General features: G+C 72.7%; 14 protein-coding genes. 9 read left to right on the forward strand and 5 right to left on the reverse strand.

The features are described from left to right. Positions 1 to 122 precede the first annotated feature (122 nt). The 5 genes from JK359_RS37120 to JK359_RS37140 all read left to right on the forward strand — a co-directional run bounded on the left by JK359_RS37120 (position 123) and on the right by JK359_RS37140 (position 5,373). Complete coding sequence (locus JK359_RS37120) at positions 123 to 1,379, forward strand: acyltransferase family protein (RefSeq protein ID WP_201844058.1); 1,257 nt, start codon at positions 123 to 125, stop codon at positions 1,377 to 1,379. A 75-nt stretch (positions 1,380 to 1,454) separates the two neighbouring features. Beyond that, positions 1,455 to 2,798, forward strand: coding sequence for a sensor histidine kinase (locus JK359_RS37125; protein ID WP_201844045.1), 1,344 nt, complete (start codon positions 1,455 to 1,457; stop codon positions 2,796 to 2,798). Further along, a complete protein-coding gene (locus JK359_RS37130) occupies positions 2,795 to 3,460 on the forward strand; it encodes a response regulator (protein WP_201844046.1) in 666 nt (221 codons plus the stop codon). Before JK359_RS37125 ends, JK359_RS37130 begins: the two co-directional genes overlap by 4 nt. A gap of 131 nt (positions 3,461 to 3,591) precedes the next feature. Next, on the forward strand, positions 3,592 to 4,053 hold the full coding sequence (locus JK359_RS37135) for a hypothetical protein (protein WP_201844047.1): 462 nt from the start codon (positions 3,592 to 3,594) through the stop codon (positions 4,051 to 4,053). 99 nt (positions 4,054 to 4,152) lie between these two features. Beyond that, a complete protein-coding gene (locus JK359_RS37140; RefSeq protein ID WP_201844048.1) occupies positions 4,153 to 5,373 on the forward strand; it encodes a cytochrome P450 in 1,221 nt (406 codons plus the stop codon). A gap of 142 nt (positions 5,374 to 5,515) precedes the next feature. Here the strand turns inward: JK359_RS37140 and JK359_RS37145 are convergent, their stop codons facing one another. Further along, positions 5,516 to 7,027, reverse strand: a complete 1,512-nt coding sequence (locus JK359_RS37145; protein ID WP_201844049.1) for an APC family permease — start codon at positions 7,025 to 7,027, stop codon at positions 5,516 to 5,518. 107 nt (positions 7,028 to 7,134) lie between these two features. Beyond that, positions 7,135 to 7,995, reverse strand: coding sequence for a diacylglycerol kinase family protein (locus JK359_RS37150; protein WP_201844050.1), 861 nt, complete (start codon positions 7,993 to 7,995; stop codon positions 7,135 to 7,137). A gap of 197 nt (positions 7,996 to 8,192) precedes the next feature. Between JK359_RS37150 and JK359_RS37155 the strand changes: the two genes are divergently transcribed. Then, positions 8,193 to 9,476, forward strand: coding sequence for an adenylosuccinate synthase (locus JK359_RS37155; protein WP_201844051.1), 1,284 nt, complete (start codon positions 8,193 to 8,195; stop codon positions 9,474 to 9,476). Positions 9,477 to 9,581: 105 nt separating this feature from the next. Then, the gene (locus JK359_RS37160) at positions 9,582 to 9,809 is read left to right on the forward strand and encodes a hypothetical protein (RefSeq protein WP_201844052.1); all 228 of its coding nucleotides are present in this window, start codon (positions 9,582 to 9,584) and stop codon (positions 9,807 to 9,809) included. A gap of 75 nt (positions 9,810 to 9,884) precedes the next feature. On the opposite strand, the gene JK359_RS37165 is transcribed toward JK359_RS37160, so the two are convergent. From JK359_RS37165 to JK359_RS37175, 3 genes are all read right to left on the reverse strand, one after another. Next, positions 9,885 to 10,535: a putative DNA-mimic protein gene (locus JK359_RS37165; protein WP_201844053.1), complete on the reverse strand. Its 651-nt coding sequence runs from the start codon at positions 10,533 to 10,535 to the stop codon at positions 9,885 to 9,887. Positions 10,536 to 10,647: 112 nt separating this feature from the next. Beyond that, positions 10,648 to 11,343 carry a GntR family transcriptional regulator gene (locus JK359_RS37170; protein ID WP_201844054.1) on the reverse strand — a complete coding sequence of 232 codons (696 nt, stop codon included), beginning with the start codon at positions 11,341 to 11,343 and terminating at the stop codon, positions 10,648 to 10,650. A 114-nt stretch (positions 11,344 to 11,457) separates the two neighbouring features. Then, on the reverse strand, positions 11,458 to 12,813 hold the full coding sequence (locus tag JK359_RS37175; RefSeq protein ID WP_201844055.1) for an aspartate aminotransferase family protein: 1,356 nt from the start codon (positions 12,811 to 12,813) through the stop codon (positions 11,458 to 11,460). A 195-nt stretch (positions 12,814 to 13,008) separates the two neighbouring features. Between JK359_RS37175 and JK359_RS37180 the strand changes: the two genes are divergently transcribed. Together JK359_RS37180 and JK359_RS37185 are read left to right on the forward strand one after the other, a co-directional pair. Further along, on the forward strand, positions 13,009 to 15,129 hold the full coding sequence (locus JK359_RS37180) for a serine/threonine-protein kinase (protein ID WP_201844056.1): 2,121 nt from the start codon (positions 13,009 to 13,011) through the stop codon (positions 15,127 to 15,129). Between the two features lie 142 nt (positions 15,130 to 15,271). Beyond that, entirely contained in the window at positions 15,272 to 16,801 is a 1,530-nt protein-coding gene (locus JK359_RS37185) for a substrate-binding domain-containing protein (RefSeq protein WP_201844057.1), read from the forward strand. Positions 16,802 to 16,929: the final 128 nt, after the last annotated feature.

The following is a 16,929-nucleotide window of genomic DNA, read 5'->3' on the forward strand; positions in this document are numbered from 1 at the left end:
GCAGCGAGGCCGACTTCGGCCACGGCGTCGTGTGCACGGCCTCCGCCGATGCCGGCTCCGGGCCTTCCACCCCTCGGCCGGCCCCGCCACCCGTCCCGCACGCGCTCCACCCACGGCACGTCCTGCGCGCGTTCCACCGGGCCGCCCACCGTCTGCACGCCGCCACCCCCGCCTCGCGGGACCGTGCGGTCGACGCGCTGCGTGCCTTCGCGATCCTCGGTGTCGTCCTCGGGCACTGGCTGGTGACGGCGCTGGTGGCGGCGGACGGCGGTCTGCACACGACGAGCCCGCTGCAGCACATGCCCCGGCTGGCCCCCGTCTCCTGGCTGTTCCAGACGCTGGCCGTGTTCTTCCTGGTCGGCGGACACGTGGCGGCCCACAGCCGCGCCACGGCCCGCGCGAGGGGCGACTCGTACGCGGTCTGGCTGCGTTCCCGTCTGACCCGCCTGCTGCGCCCGGTGGCCGCACTCCTGGTGCTGTGGGCGGTGGCCGCCACCGCCCTGCTGCTCACCGGCGCGTCGCTGCCCACGGTCCACGCGTTGCTCAGCCTGGCGCTGTCGCCGCTGTGGTTCCTGCTGGTCTTCGCCGCGCTGACGGCTGCCACTCCGCTCGTCGCCCGCCTCAACCCGCTCTGGCCGCTCGTGGTCGTCCTGCACGTGGACCTGTTCCGGTTCGGCCTGCACCAGGGACCGGCCTGGCTCGGCTGGGTGAACCTCGGCGCCGGCTGGCTGGTTCCCTACACCCTGGGCGCGGCCTGGGCGCGGGGCGAGCTGCGCAGCCGCCTCTCGGCCTGGTCCCTGCTCCTCGGCGGTACGGCGGCCACGGCGGCCCTGGTGACCTGGGCCGGCTATCCGGCGTCGATGGTCGGCGTGCCCGGCAGCAGGATCTCCAACCTGAACCCGCCCACCCTGGCCGCGGTCACGTTCGGCCTGGCCCAGTGCGGCCTGGCACTTCTGCTCCGCGACCGTCTGCGCCGTGCGACGGCCCGCCCGGCGGTCTGGGCGGCGGTGGCCGTGGCCAACCTGTCGGCGATGACGATCTACCTCTGGCACCAGACGGCCATGATGGCGACCACGGCCACGGGCCTGCTGGCCGGCCGCCTGCCGGGCCTGCACACGCCACCCGGCTCGCTGACCTGGGTGGCGTACCGGATCGCCTGGCTTCCGGTGTTCGCCCTGGTCCTCGCCGTGTGCTGGGCCGCCTTCCGCCACCACGAACAGGTCCGCCGCCGTCCCGGCGACCGGGGGCCCCGCATCCTGCACCGCCACCATCCCGGCGGCACGGCCGGCACCGCCTCCGCCCCCCGGTCCGGCGCCGGCTCCCCCCGCCCCGCCGCCCCGGACGGGGGCCCGCCGCCCCGGACCAGGTCACACGCGTAGTACCTGAGGCGGACCGGCGAGGACCCCCCTCCAAGGGGACGACCGCACCGCCCGTCGCCGCCTACCGTGTGGCACGTGACCGAGACGACGCACACGCAGACCACGCCGCCGGGACGGACCGGCCGGCCGCGCAGCCCCGAGTTCCGGCTGGCCGCGGACGCCCTGCGCACGCTGCGGAAGGACCTGTTCCACCAGGCTTTCGCCTACCGCCCGCTGCCCAGGACGGCCGTGAACGGCCCCCTCACCCGTCGTCTCCCGGAGCGGATGCGGGGCTACGCCGCCTGGACCCCCCACGCGGTGGTGGTGGCCGGCGGAGCCGTGGCGCTGCTCGTCGGCGTGACGTCCACGCGGCCCGACGAGTCCTCCCTGCTGGGCGGGCTGCTCGCGCTGGCCCCGGTGCTGCTGACCCTGGCGCGTCCGGTCGGCGCGTTCTGGCTGTCGCTCGCGGCGACGGCGGCCACCGCGGTCGTCGGCAGCAGCTGGGGCAGCTGGCCCTGGCTGGAAGGCAGCTTCGTCTCCCACCTGCTGGTGCTCACCATCGTGGCGATACGCACCCGGCCGCGCACGGCGGCCTGGATGTGGCTGCTGACCGCGCTGTACGGCTTCCTGGCCGAGACCGCGTTCGGCGCCGGGCACTACGGGACCGACACCCCCGCCATGCTGATGCTGTCCGCGCTGATCCTGCTGGTCGTGACGGTCCGGCACACACGCCGGCAGGCGGAGAAGGAGGTGACCGCCCAGCAGACGGTGACCGAGCACGAGCGTTCGCGGCGCACCCTGCTGGAGGAGCGCACGACGATCGCCCGGGAGCTGCACGACGTGGTCGCCCACCACATGTCGGTGGTCGCCATCCAGGCGGAGGCCGCGCCCTACCGGGTGGAGAACCCGCCGCCGGAGCTGGAGAAGGCGTTCGCCACCATCCGGGAGAACGCGGTGGCCGCCCTGACCGAGCTGCGCCGGGTCCTGGGGGTGGTGCGGGCGGAGGACTACGCGGCCCCGGACGCCCCGCAGCCCACCCTGGCCGACCTCGACGGTCTGCTCGCCAACGTGCGCGAGGCCGGACTGGAGGTGGAGAAGGTGGTGACCGGTGCGGTGCGGGAGCTGCCGCAGGGTGTGGAGCTGTCGGCGTACCGGATCGTGCAGGAGGCGCTGAGCAACACGCTGCGGCACGCGCCCGGCGCGACCGCCCGGGTCGAGATCGGCTACGTCCTCGGTGGCCTGGGCCTGCGGGTCGTCAACGGCGCGCCGCCGGCCCCGTACCTGATCAAGCCGTCGCCCGGCGCCGGGCACGGGGTGACCGGGATGCGGGAACGCGTGTCGATGCTGAACGGTGAGATGACGGCGGGCCCGACGGCCGACGCGGGCTACGAGGTGGCGGTGTTCCTGCCGGTCCCGGCCGTGAGCGAGGATGAGGCATGACGATCCGCGTACTGATAGCGGACGACCAGATGATGGTGCGCGAAGGCTTCTCGGTCCTGCTGAACGCGATGCCGGACATCGAGGTCGTCGGCGAGGCCGTCAACGGCCGGGAGGCAGTCGAACGGGTGCGTGAACTGAACCCGGACGTCGTGCTCATGGACATCCGCATGCCGGAGCTGAACGGGCTCGAGGCGACCCGGGAGATCGTCGCGGCGGACGCGGCGGCGAAGGTGCTGGTGCTCACGACGTTCGACCTGGACGAGTACGTCTACCAGGCGCTGCGCGCGGGAGCCTCCGGTTTCCTGCTCAAGGACGCCTCGGCCCGCCAGCTGGCCGACGGTGTCAGAGTGGTGGCGTCCGGCGAGGCCCTGCTCGCGCCCTCGGTCACCAAGCGCCTGATCACGGAGTTCTCGCGGCTGTCCCAGACGCCCCGGCTGGTGCCGGCGGCCCAGGCGGCGTACGGCGAACTCACGGAACGTGAGACGGAGGTGCTGGTCCTCATCGCGCAAGGCCTGTCCAACGCGGAGATCGCCGGGCAGCTGGTGGTGGCCGAGTCGACGATCAAAACCCATGTGAGCCGCGTCCTGGTGAAGCTCGGCCTCCGCGACCGCACCCAGGCGGCGGTCTTCGCCTACGAGGCCCGCCTGGTGACACCCGGCTGACGACCGGCCGGGCCGAGGCGTCCGCCCCTCTCGCCGGCCTCGGTGGTCGAGCGGGCGACCACCCGTGCCACGGTTACGCTCTGGTCGAGGACCGGAGAGCGAGCGGTCGGCCGACCGAGCGAGGAGTGCACATGGACGCCGACATCCGGCCGCACGTCGGTGTGGGGCCCTTCCGGCTCGGCATGCCGGTCGCGGCGGCGCGGGCCGCGGTGGAGGAGTGGGGTGTCGTCCGGACCGTGTCGGGCGACGCGCAGCCGGGCCAGATCGTCCTCACGCACGACGAGTCCCGGCTGAACATCGTGCTCGGCTTCACCGGGGGCGCACTGAGCGGGGTGGAGCTGTTCCGGTTCCTGCACGAGGACGCCGGCGTACGGGTGACGCTCGACGGACTCGACGTCTTCCGCACGCCGAGCGAGGACCTCTTCGAGCAGCTCGCGCAGCGGGGCCACACCATCGAGGAGAACGACCTCGGCTTCGACGCCCTGCCGGAGCTGAAGGTGATCCTCGCGAACCGGAGCAGCCACGAACACCCGGTGGGCGAGGACGGCACCCCCCTCCACTACGACTACGTCCTCCTCGCGGACCGGATCTGAGGGACGCGTCGTGGACCCGGTGCCCGATCGGCCGCGCCGAGCGCGGCGGGGGGCCCGTGACCCCTGGTCAGACGCCGGCGCACGCGTTAGCGTCCCGGCATGGCAGGCCCTGACGACCTCGCTTTCGACCCCTGGGACCCGGAGTTCCTCGCGGACCCCTACCCCGCCTACGCCGAGCTGCGGGCACGCGGCCGGGTGATCCGGTACGAGCCGACGGACCAGTGGCTGGTCCCGCGTCACGCGGACGTCTCGGCGCTGCTGCGCGACCGCCGCCTCGGCCGCACCTACCGGCACCGGTTCACGCACGAGGACTTCGGCCGTACCCCGCCGCCGCCCGAGCACGAGCCGTTCCACACCCTCAACGACCACGGCATGCTCGACCTGGAACCGCCGGACCACACCCGGATCCGGCGTCTGGTGTCGAAGGCGTTCACCCCGCGCACGGTGGAGCGGCTGAAGCCGTACGTGCACGGGCTGGCGAACGAGCTGGTGGGGAAGCTGGTGGAGGCCGGCGGCGGGGATCTGCTGACGGACGTGGCGGAGCCGCTGCCCGTGGCCGTGATCGCCGAGATGCTCGGCATCCCCGAGGCGGACCGGGCACAGCTGCGGCCGTGGTCGGCCGACATCTGCGGGATGTACGAGCTGAACCCGTCCGAGGAGACGGCGGGCAAGGCGGTGCGCGCGTCGGCCGAGTTCTCGGACTACCTCCGCGGGCTGATCGCCGAGCGCCGCAAGGAGCCGGGCGACGACCTGATCTCCGGGCTCATCGCCGCGCACGACGAGGGCGACCGGCTCACCGAGCAGGAGATGGTCTCCACGGCCGTCCTGCTGCTCAACGCCGGCCACGAGGCGACCGTCAACGCCACGGTCAACGGCTGGTACGCCCTGTTCCGCAACCCCGGCCGGCTCGCCGAGCTGCGCGCCGACCACTCCCTGGTCCCCTCCGCGATCGAAGAGCTGATGCGCTACGACACCCCGCTCCAGCTCTTCGAGCGGTGGGTCCTGGAGGACATCGAGATCGACGGCACGACGATCCCCCGGGGCGCGGAGATCGCCATGCTCTTCGGCTCCGCCAACCACGATCCCGCGGTCTTCGACCGGCCCGGGCGTCTGGACCTCGCCCGCACCGACAACCCGCACATCTCCTTCAGCGCGGGCATCCACTACTGCATCGGCGCCCCGCTGGCCCGCATCGAACTGGCCGCCTCCATGACGGCCCTCCTGGAACAGGCCCCGACCCTGAGCCTGAAGACGGCCCCGACCCGCAAGCCGAACTTCGTCATCCGCGGCCTGACCGCCCTCCACGTCGAAACGGGGTGATCCGCGCCCGGCCCCGACGCGCCGCGTGAGGGGGGCGGGGAACGGCGCGACCGGCCACGACGATGCGGCAGCCGGACGCCGGCGTCCAGCGCCCCGGCGCATCGCCGCACCGCCGCCCCCGCGCACCCCGCGGAGCGCGAGGTCACCGCTCCTTGGTCTCCTCAAGCACCGTCCGCCCCAGCAGCGCGTACCGCTCAGGGGACCGGCGCTTGAGGTACTGCGCACAGCCGATCCCCGTGCCCGCGACCAGCGCCACCAGCCACGGCGTGGCCCTCAGCACCAGTGAGCCGGACTCGGGGCCGGCGGCCACGCTCATGTTGGACACCAGCAGCACCACGACCGCGAGCATCGCGATGCCGCCCACGAGGGGCGCGGTGAAGGTGCGGAACCAGTGGCGGCTCTCGGGGTGGTGGGAGCGGAAGTACACCAGGACCGCGAACGAGCAGACGGCCTGGACGACGAGGATCGCCATGGTGCCGAGGATGGCGAGCAGCACGTACGTGCCGGTGTACGGGTCCTTGCCCGCGGCCCAGAACGCGCCGATCAGCACCGCGCTGACGACCGTCTGCACCAGGCCCGCGATGTGCGGGGAGCCGTGCCGGGCGTGGGTGCGCCCGATCGTGTTCCGCAGCGACGGCAGGACACCCTCCCGCCCCAGGGCGTACAGATAGCGGGCGGCGCAGTTGTGGAAGGCCATTCCGCAGGCCAGCGAGCCGGTGATCATCAGCCATTGCATGACGTCGACGGCCCAGTGGCCCACGTAGCGCTCGGTCGGGTCGAAGAACATCGCGAGCGGGTTGGCGGACGAAGCGGCCCGCACGGCCTCCGCCTCGCCGTTGCCGGTGATGGCCATCCAGGAGACGAGGACGTAGAAGACGCCGACGCCGAGCACGCTGATCATCGTCGCCTTCGGGATGATCTTCTTCGGGTCGCGGGACTCCTCGCCGTACATCGCCGTCGACTCGAAGCCGACCCACGACCAGAAGGCGAAGAACAGCCCGAGGCCGGCGGAGGTGCCCTTGAACGCGTTGACGGGGTTGACCGGCGCGAAGGTGAACCCGTGCGGCCCGCCGCCGTGGAAGGCCACGGACACCGCCATGGCCGCCAGCACGGTGACCTCGGTCGCCAGCAGCACCACCAGCAGCTTCTCGGCGACGCTCACCCCGAACCAGGTGCCGGTGGCGTTGACGGCCAGCATCAGCAGCGCGAAGGCCCACCAGGGCACGTCGAGCCCGGTCTGGTCGTTCAGCGTGGTCGTCGCGAAGGTCGAGAAGATGCCGATCAGGGCCGGCTCGAAGACCACGTACGCGAAGGTCGCGAGCAGGCCGGAGGCGAGGCCGACGGTGCGGCCGAGCCCGTAGGAGATGAAGCCGTAGAAGGCGCCGGTCGACGTGATGTGCTTCGCCATCGACGTAAAACCGACGGAAAAGATTGCCAGGACGACCATTGCGACGAGATAGCTCGCGGGCGCTCCGACGCCATTGCCGGACGACACCATGAAGGGCACGTTGCCGGTCATCGCGGTGATCGGCGCGGCGGTGGCGACCGCCATGAACACCACGCCGAGCAGGCCGACTGCATTGGGTTTCAGTCGGTGCACCGTTCCGTCGTCACCGCTCCTGGTCGCCGGGGCGACGCCCTCGTCCACAGCCATGGGTGGCCCCTTCCGTGTCCTGTCCGCGGGTCCTGATGGAGCAGGATGGTGGATCAGGGAGGCCCACGGGAAGGGGTCGGGCAGGTTAAATATTTGTCACCAGACCATTAGAGGGGTGTGCGGGCCCCGTCTCGCACCGAGGGGAGCACCAGCCCCCAGGCCGACTCCGCCACCCGCCACGTCCGTCTGCGCACCGGTCCGGAGACCGTCGCGTCCGCCCGGTAGCGGAAGTCCGGCCCGGTGACCGTCACCGCCCGGCCGGAGGCCAGCAGGGGGGTCGCCTCCGCGCCCACGGACAGGGGCCGTACCTCCACCGAGGCCGTGCCGCCCGTGCCCGGCGTCACCGACACCGCCTCGACCGGCTGGTCCAGATCCACCACCGGCTCCCCGTCGACCTCCACGCGCAGCCGCGTGGGCCCGGGGGCGGGCACCGCGGGCAGCCGCGTCGGGCGCGGGGCGAGGGTGCGGACCAGGGAGCGGTACCAGAGCCGGCCCGAGGAGACCGGTACCGGCTGCCGGGCGGCCGCCCGCACCGGAGCCGGCGGGATGCCCAGGGCGCCCAGCACCACCCCGTCGCTGTCGTCGACCAGCAGGTCCAGGCGCCGCTCGGCCCCGTCCAGCACGGCCCGTGCCGCCGCCACCGCGCCGCCTGGCACGCCGAGCGACTCGGCCAGCGCCGTGTCGCCCACCGGCACCACCGACAGCGCGCATCCGGCCAGCTCCCGCTGCCGGTGCAGCAGGGTCACGGTCTGCACCAGGGCCCGTCCGTCGCCGATCACCACCGGCCGCCGGGACCCCCTCCGGCCCAGCGCCCGGGCGAATTCCTCCGGCCCTTCCGGGAGGCACACCTTGGCCGCAGCACCCGCGCTGAGCACGTCTTTCGCGATCCTTACGGACTCCCCGTCCAGTTGCCGTGCCGCCGGATCGATGATCACCAGCAGCTGATCGGACGTCGCGAAAGTCGCCACCTCGGTCCTGCCTCGCTTCCTCGGGTAGCATCTTTGTGCAAGAGCCCCTTGCGCTATTGCGCCAGGGGCTTCGTCTATTCCGGGGCATCCGGTCCGACGGTTGTGCGACCAACGGCGGTCGCGGTGGTACGCGGCGGTGAACCTTACGCCCACGCCCCCGACCTTGGACATGCCCCGCCCGGAAGGGGTGTACGCGCGTGCCCGCACTTGTGCTGCTCGGTGCTCAGTGGGGTGACGAAGGCAAGGGAAAGGCGACGGATCTCCTCGGTGGATCCGTCGACTACGTGGTGCGTTACCAGGGCGGCAACAACGCCGGCCACACGGTCGTCGTCGGTGACCAGAAGTACGCACTGCACCTGCTCCCTTCCGGAATCCTCTCGCCCGGCTGTACGCCGGTCATCGGCAACGGTGTCGTCGTCGACCCGTCGGTCCTGCTCTCCGAGCTGAGCGGTCTGAACGAGCGTGGCGTCGACACGTCCAAGCTCCTGATCAGCGGTAACGCGCACATCATCACGCCGTACAACGTGACCGTCGACAAGGTGACGGAACGCTTCCTCGGCAAGCGCAAGATCGGTACGACCGGCCGCGGCATCGGCCCGACCTACGCGGACAAGATCAACCGCGTGGGCATCCGGGTGCAGGACCTGTACGACGAGTCGATCCTCCAGCAGAAGGTGGAGGCCGCTCTCGACGTCAAGAACCAGGTCCTCACCAAGCTGTACAACCGGCGGGCCATCACCGCCGACCAGGTGGTCGAGGAGCTGCTGGGCTACGCCGAGCAGATCGAGCCGTACGTCGCCGACACCGTCCTGATCCTGAACCAGGCGCTGGAGGACGACAAGGTCGTGCTGTTCGAGGGCGGCCAGGGCACGCTCCTGGACATCGACCACGGCACGTACCCCTTCGTCACCTCCAGCAACCCGACCGCGGGCGGTGCCTGCACGGGCGCCGGCGTGGGTCCGACGAAGATCAGCCGGGTCATCGGCATCCTCAAGGCGTACACGACCCGGGTCGGCGCCGGCCCGTTCCCGACCGAGCTGTTCGACGAGGACGGCGAGGCGCTGCGCCGGATCGGCGGCGAGCGGGGCGTGACCACCGGCCGTGACCGCCGCTGCGGCTGGTTCGACGCGGTCATCGCCCGCTACGCGACCCGCGTCAACGGCCTGACCGACTTCTTCCTCACCAAGCTGGACGTGCTGACCGGCTGGGAGCAGATCCCGGTGTGCGTGGCGTACGAGATCGACGGCAAGCGCGTCGAGGAGCTGCCGTACTCGCAGACCGACTTCCACCACGCGAAGCCGGTGTACGAGATGCTGCCGGGCTGGAGCGAGGACATCAGCAAGGCGAAGACCTTCTCCGACCTGCCGAAGAACGCCCAGGCGTACGTCAAGGCGCTGGAGGAGATGTCCGGCGCCCCGATCTCCGCGATCGGCGTGGGCCCGGGCCGGGACGAGACCATCGAGATCAACTCGTTCCTGTAGGCCGCAGCCGCAGCCGCAGCACAGCGGTGCCGCCCGCCGGTCCGCCCTTCCCGGGGCGTGACCGGCGGGCGGTTCTTTCCCGGGGACCCGGTGGACAATGGACCCATGAGCGTCCACCGGAGCGCACTGTGCCGGGGACCGTACGGCGGCGAAGGCGCCGCGGCCGGCGGGACGGGCTGCTCCGACCCGGCGATCTTCGAGGTGGCCCGGCACGGCAGGCCTCCGCTGCCGGTGTGCCCGGTGCACCTCGGCCCGGCGCTGCTGATGGCGAGCGGGGTGCTGTGGCCCCCTGAGATCAGGCTCATCGGCCGCGTGACCGGCCTCAGGCCGTAGCGGCCCGCGGCGGCGGCGCGGCTGCCGCGGCACGGCCCGGTTCGGGGCGAGCCGTGACCGGGGCCGGCCCGGCGGTCAGCTGAACACGATCATCGAGCCCTGCGCCAGGGACCGGGTGGCGGCCGCGTGCAGGCCGAGCCACACATGGCGTTCGCGGGCGAAGGGGCTGGGGTCGTAGGGGGCCGGGACGGCCGGTTCCTCCAGCTCGGTCGGGGCCGTCGGCGGGGCCGGGGCCGCCGGGGGGTTCGCCGGGTCGATGCCGATCGTCGGAGCCACGTACTGCAGTTCCCGGAGCAGGGTCTGGGCACTGCCCAGGGGGCCGCCGCCCGCGAGGAGATCCTCGTTCGACAAAGGGTGCGGGAAGTCGACCGGGACGTACGCGCCCGCGTGGTCGTAGTGCCACACCAGGTGGGACTGCTGCGCCGTGGACTCGAACATCTCCAGCAACTGCTCGTAGTCGCCGCCCAGTTCGTCCACCGGGGTCACCGGCAGGCCGCAGACCTGGAGCAGGTAGGCCCGGCGCAGGAAGTGCAGGGCGTCGTAGTCGAAACCGGCGACCGGGGCGACGTCACCGGACAGGCCCGGCATGTACTGGTACACCGGCACCAGCGGCAGGCCGGCGTCGGTCAGTGCCTTGTTGTACTGCGCGAGTTCCTCGGCGAAGGGGTTGTCCGGGGTGTGGCACAACACGTCCACGAGCGGTACCAGCCACAGGTCACAGGCCAAAAGAGGGCTCCTCGCATCGGCGGGCGCACGGTCACGCACGGCAGCAGGTGGTCAGGGCAGGGTAGTCCGTACGGCCCCGGAGCGGCTCCCCCGTGCGGACCGTACCGGTCACTTACCCGTTGGTCAGGTGTTCCAGCAGTGTCAGCGTCTGGGTGTTGGAGGCGGCGACGATCGTCCGGGCGGTCTCGGCGTCGCGGCGGGCCAGCGCGTCGACCAGTTCGGTGTGCCCGGCCCAGAGCCGGCCGCGCAGGTCGGGCAGGCGGAGCAGGTACTGCACCGCGCAGACCCAGGACTGGACGCGCAGGCGGTGCAGGAAGTCGGCGAGGTAGGGGTTGCCGAACAGGGCGCTCAGCTCGCGCCAGAACCGCAGGTCGTAGCCGATCAGGATGGTGAGGTCACCGGCGGCCGCGGCCCGCTGGGCCTCCTCGCCGCGTCGCCGCACGGTGGTCAGGGCCGCGGCCGTGCGCGGGTCCTCGGGCGGGGTGTGGAAGGCGGGGTGGCCTTCGGCGAGGGCCTGGAACATGCCGTCGGTGACCAGGCCGCGAGCCTCGATCATGTTCCGGTAGTCGGCGACCGAGTACTCGGGCACACGGAAACCGCGGTGCTGGTCGGCCTCCAGGATGCCCTGTGCGGACAGGTCGACCAGCGCCTCGCGGACCGGGGTGGCGGAGACGCCGTACTGGTCGGCGATCTCCCTGACCGTGAACGCCCGGCCCGGACGCAGCCGCCCGGCCAGCACCTCGTCACGGAGCGCGTCCGCGATCTGCTGACGCAGGGTGCTGCGCGTCACGGCGCCGTTGCCGGGCATGGTCCGGGCCTCTCCTACGTGCTCGTGAGTGTCCTGTGACGTCACTGTCCTACGACGTCTTACGAGCACGTCACCTTACGCGTTCGGATCGGCCCGGCGGCAGGCGCGGTACGGTCACACGGTGTGTTCGTCGGCGACGCTCAGGGCGGCGTCGAGCGCGGCCAGGCCCTCCTTCAGCTCGGCCTCGGTCGTGTTGCAGGGCGGGACCACGTGCGTGCGGTTCATGTTCACGAAGGGCCACAGACCGCGCTGCTTGGCGGCAGCGGCGAAGGCGGCCATGGGGGCGTTCGCCTCGCCGGCCGCGTTGTACGGCACCAGCGGCTCGCGGGTCTCCCGGTTCCTCACCAGGTCCAGCGCCCAGAACATGCCGACGCCACGCACCTCGCCGACGCTCGGGTGCCGCTCGGCCAGCTCGGCGAGGGCCGGTCCGACGACGCTCTCGCCGAGCCGCTTGGCGTTCTCGACGACGCCCTCCTCCGCCATCACGTTGATCGTGGCGACGGCGGCGGCGCAGGCCAGCGGGTGCCCGGAGTAGGTGAGACCACCCGGGTAGGGACGCTTGCCGAAGGTCTCGGCGATCTTCTGCGAGATGGCCACGCCGCCGAGCGGCACGTAACCCGAGTTCACGCCCTTGGCGAAGGTCATCAGGTCGGGCACGACACCGAACAGGTCGGCCGCGAACCACTCGCCGGTCCGGCCGAACCCGGCCATCACCTCGTCCAGGATGAAGACGATCCCGTACTTGTCGCACAGCTCGCGGACGCCGGCCAGGTAGCCCGGCGGCGGCACCATGATCCCGGCGGTGCCGGGCACGGTCTCCAGGATGATCGCGGCGACCGTCCCCGGCCCCTCGAAGGCGATCGTCGTCTCCAGGTGCTCCAGCGCCCGGGCGCACTCCTGCTCCTCGGTCTCGGCGTAGAAGCGGGAGCGGTAGAGGAAGGGGGCCCAGAAGTGGACGACACCGGCGCCGGCGCTGTCGGAGGCCCAGCGGCGCGGGTCGCCGGTGAGGTTGATGGCCTGCTGGGTGCCGCCGTGGTACGAGCGGTAGGCGGAGAGCACCTTCGGGCGGCCCGTGTGCAGCCGGGCCATGCGCACCGCGTGCTCGACGGCGTCCGCGCCGCCGTTGGTGAAGAAGATCTTGTCCAGGTCGCCGGGGGTCCGCTCGGCGATCAGCCGGGCCGCCTCCGAGCGCGCCTCGACGGCGAACGCGGGGGCGAACGTCGTCATCTTCGCGGCCTGCTCCTGGACCGCCGCGACGACCTTGGGGTGCTGGTAGCCGATGTTGGTGAAGACGAGCCCGCTGGTGAAGTCCAGGTACCGCGTGCCGTCGTAGTCCCAGAAGTACGACCCTTCGGCGCCGGCGACGGCGAGCGGGTCGATGAGGTCCTGGGCGGACCAGGAGTGGAAGACGTGCGCACGGTCCGCGGCCTTCACTGCGGCGCCGGTTTCGGGGCTGGGCTGAGGGGTCATGCGGCCGAGGGTAAATGTCCGCGATGCGGAAGCGACATCGGCGTCTTGTTCCGTGGGCAGGGTCAAAGCACGACAGGTTGTCGACGGCCGGGGCCCAGCCTGTTACGGAACCGTAGACAGCGGTCCGGGCTCCGGCGCCGTACGGCCGCACTATTCTCGTTCGTTGCATACCTATGGGGGGAAGGCGGCGCGGGGATGGAGAAGCTGGGACCGGGGGATCCGCAGCGGATCGGGGCCTACCGGCTGCTGGCGCGGCTCGGCGCGGGCGGGATGGGCCACGTGTATCTGGCCCGCTCGGACCGGGGCCGTACCGTCGCCGTGAAACTCGTCCGCGAGGAACTGGCCGAGCAGGAGGAGTTCCGGGCGCGGTTCCGGCAGGAGGTGCAGGCCGCGCGCCGGGTCGGCGGGTACTGGACCGCGCCCGTGCTGGACGCGGACACCGAGGCGGCCGTGCCGTGGGTGGCGACCGGGTACGTGGCCGGACCGAGCCTGCAGCAGGTGGTCGGGCACGACCACGGCGCGCTGCCCGAGCGGTCGGTGCGGATCCTGGCGGCGGGCCTCGCGCACGCGCTGAAGGACATCCACGCGGCCGGGATCGTGCACCGCGACCTCAAGCCCTCGAACGTGCTGGTGACCATCGACGGACCACGCGTGATCGACTTCGGGATCGCGCGGGCGCTGGAGACGACCACGGCCGGCGGCGAGGGACTGACCCGGACCGGGTCGCTCGTCGGGTCACCCGGGTTCATGGCGCCCGAGCAGGTGCGCGGCGACCGGATCACGTCGGCCTGCGACGTCTTCTGCCTCGGATCCGTGCTGGCGTACGCGGCGACCGGAGTGCTGCCGTTCGGCACCGCCAACAGCGGGGTGCACGCGCTGATGTTCCGGATCGCCCAGGAGGAACCGGACCTGACGGGGGTGCCGGAGGGGATCGCCGACCTCGTGCGGGACTGCCTGCGCAAGGACCCGGGGAGCAGGCCCTCGCTGGACGCGATCCTGGAGCGGACCGGGGCGGAGGACACGGTGGCCGGGGGGCGGTCCCGCGATCCGTGGCTGCCCAGCTCACTGGTCGCGCAGCTCGGGCGGCACGCCGTGCAGCTGCTGGAGGTGGAGAACCCGGAGGGCGGCACGGCGGGAGGCGCGCCGTCAGGTGCCGGCGGCGGTGCGCCTGCCGGCACGGGCGGCCCCGGTGAGGGGCAGTCGCCGGCGGGGGGTGCGGGTTCGTCCTCGGGCCCGGCTGCGGGTTCGTCCTCGGGCGCGGGCCCTGGGTCGTTCTCTGGTGCTGGTGCTGGTGCTGGTGCTGGTGCTGGTGCTGGTGCTGGTGCTGGTGCTGGTGCTGGTGCTGGTGCGGGGGCCGGCGCGGGTGTGGGTGCGGGCGGCGGGGCCGGGGGTGCCGGTGCCGGGTCGCCCGAGCATGCGGCCGTGTCCGACGGGGTGCCGGCTCCGGGCGGCGTGCCGGGGGGCGGGGTCAATCACCTGCCCACCGTTTCGGCGCAGGCTCCGCCGCCGGTGCCGCCCGGGTACGGGGCCGTGCCGGGGGCGTACGGGACTCCGCATCCCCAGCAGCATCCGCAGCCGCCGCAGCAGCACCCCCAGCACGCCGCGTACGCGTACCCGCCGCAACCCGGCGCGGGGGGCTGGGGCGGGGCGCAGCCGCAGTACAACCCCTACGCCGGCGGGCTCGGGTCGACCCCGCCGTACGGCCCGCCGGCCCTCGGCTCGCCGCAGGAACCGGAGCGGCGCAACGGGCGGTCCACCGCGCTGCTCGTCGTGATCGCGGTCGTCGTCGCGCTGGGCGCGGGCGGCTCGGTGTACGCGCTGATGAAGAACGGCGGCGGTACGGACGACAAGGGCACCGGCACCGTCAGCCCGGCGCCCGAGACCGGCTCCGCGCCGCCCGCCACCCCGGCGGCGCCCACCCCGGCCACCTCCGCGCCGTCCGCGTCCGCCTCCGCGGCGGGGGCGATCCCGGACGCTTACCTGGGCACCTGGCGGACCACCATCGACAACGCCAACGGCACCAACACCCGCGAACTCACCATCCGCCAAGGCGAGGTCGGGGCGACCGTGCTGACCCTGGTGGCGGACGGCCCTGCCGAGGGCGGCGGGTCGTACCACTGCGTCTTCACGGCCGAGCTGGCCCAACAGCCCGGCGAAAGCGGACCGTTGGAGATCGGGCCGTCCACCGTCACCACCGGTGAGCCCGCCTCCTCCTGCACCCCGGGTGAGGCCACCGAGGTCACCCTGTTGCCGGACGGCCGGCTGAAGCGGGCGAAGACGAGCGGCGGAGAGAGCCTGACGTACAGCAAGGGGTGACCGTGCGGGAAGCCGACTCGGCTTGCACGTGCGGCCGTTGAACGTCGGGCGAACTTCCGTGGGCGGGTCCCGTCCGGGCCGGTCCGGACGCGTACCGTGACTCCACCATCATCCGGCTCCGGGGAGTGGCGGGGGCACCCACATGGAGTGGCTGAGCGCGGAGAACGTCATCGCCGTGGGTACGGCGGTCCTGGGCATCGTCGCGTCCGCGGGCATGGTCTGGTACGAGCGCCGGGTGCCGCGGCGCAAGCGGATCGGGTACCGCGTGCAGATGGACAACCCCATAGGCGACGACGTGCGCTCGGGGCGCGTCAACCGGCGGCTCGGGCTCTTCCTCGAGGCGCCGGGCATGGAGGACGCCACGCTCGTCCTGCTGCGCATCGAGAACGACGGCTCGCAGGGCATCGACCGCGACGACTACACGAGCCCCGGACGGCACGGGCTCACCGCGGTGTTCACCGACCGGACCATCCGGGGAGTCTCGGTGACCCAGCCGACGGACACCGACCATCTGATGGACCACTTCACCGCCGACCGCGGCTTCGGCTACGAGGGCAACACCCTGCGCATCCCGCGCGTCCCGCTCAACAGGGGCGACCACTTCAAGCTGCTCGTGCTGCTGTCGGGCGGCGACGTGGGCCGGGAGATCCGGCTCATCGGCGGCATCCGGGAAGGCGAGGTCCACCCCAACCGCAGCGCCACGCCCGACGAGACGCCGCCCGTGTTCAGCCGTGCCTCCCGGCTCATCACCATCATGCTCACGGTGTGCGTGGTGACCCTGGCCGGGATCGTCGTGGCCCGCGACGAGGCTCCGCCGCCGATCGGCTGCGAGAAGGGGGCGCTGACCGTGATCGGCTCCACCGCCTTCGCACCGGTGATCCGGGAGGTGGCGAAGAAGTACGAGGAGGACTGCGCGGGGTCGGCCGTCGCGGTCGACGTGCACGGGTCGACCGCCGGGATACGGGAGCTGGCCGCGGCCGGGCGGGCCGCGAAGGGGAAGGGCTCCCCGGCGGTCGTCGCCCTCTCCGACGGGCCCAAGCCGGGTGACATGCCCGAACTGCGCGAGACCCGCGTGGCGTTGTCCGCGTTCGCGCTCGTCGTCAACGACGACGTGGGCGTACGGAACCTGTCCACGGCGGACGTGCGCCGGCTGTACCAGGGCGAGGTCACCGACTGGTCGCAGCTCGGCGGGCGGTCGCTGCCGGTGCACCTGGTCAGCCGGGACGCCAACTCCGGCACCCGGCAGGTCTTCCAGCGGCGGGTGCTGGGGCGCGGCGAGATGGCCAACTCGTCCGTCGACTGCGTCCACAAGGACTATCCGGCGGCGCCGGTCACCCGCTGCGAGCTGGACTCGACCGACCAGGTGCTGGCGAAGGTGGCCGAGCTGCCCGGCGCGGTCGGCTACAGCGAGCTGAACCTGGCCACGCGGGCCGAGGGGCTGCGCGTCGTCTCGCTGAACGGCAGCGCGCCGTCGGTCGACGCGATCGAGCACGGGCACAGTGACTATCCGTACCGGGAGATCGAGTACGCCTACACCTACGGCAGCCCTCCCGCCGACTCCCTGGCCTCCAGCTTCCTGACGTACCTGTCCCGGGGGAACGGCCAGGACGTCGTCCGCACCCACGGGCACGTGCCGTGCTGGACCCCGGAGGGGCTGAGACTCTGCGCGTAGGCCGGGTCCCGGGGGCGCCGTGGGTTCCGGGGCGCCGCGGGTCCGGGGGGGGGGGGGGGGGGGGGGGGGGGGGGGGGGGGGGGGGGGGGGGGGGGGGGGGGGGGGGGTGGGGGGGGGGTGGCTGGTGG

It is taken from the genome of Streptomyces actinomycinicus (assembly GCF_016741775.1).
Classification (GTDB): Bacteria; Actinomycetota; Actinomycetes; order Streptomycetales; family Streptomycetaceae; genus Streptomyces; species Streptomyces actinomycinicus.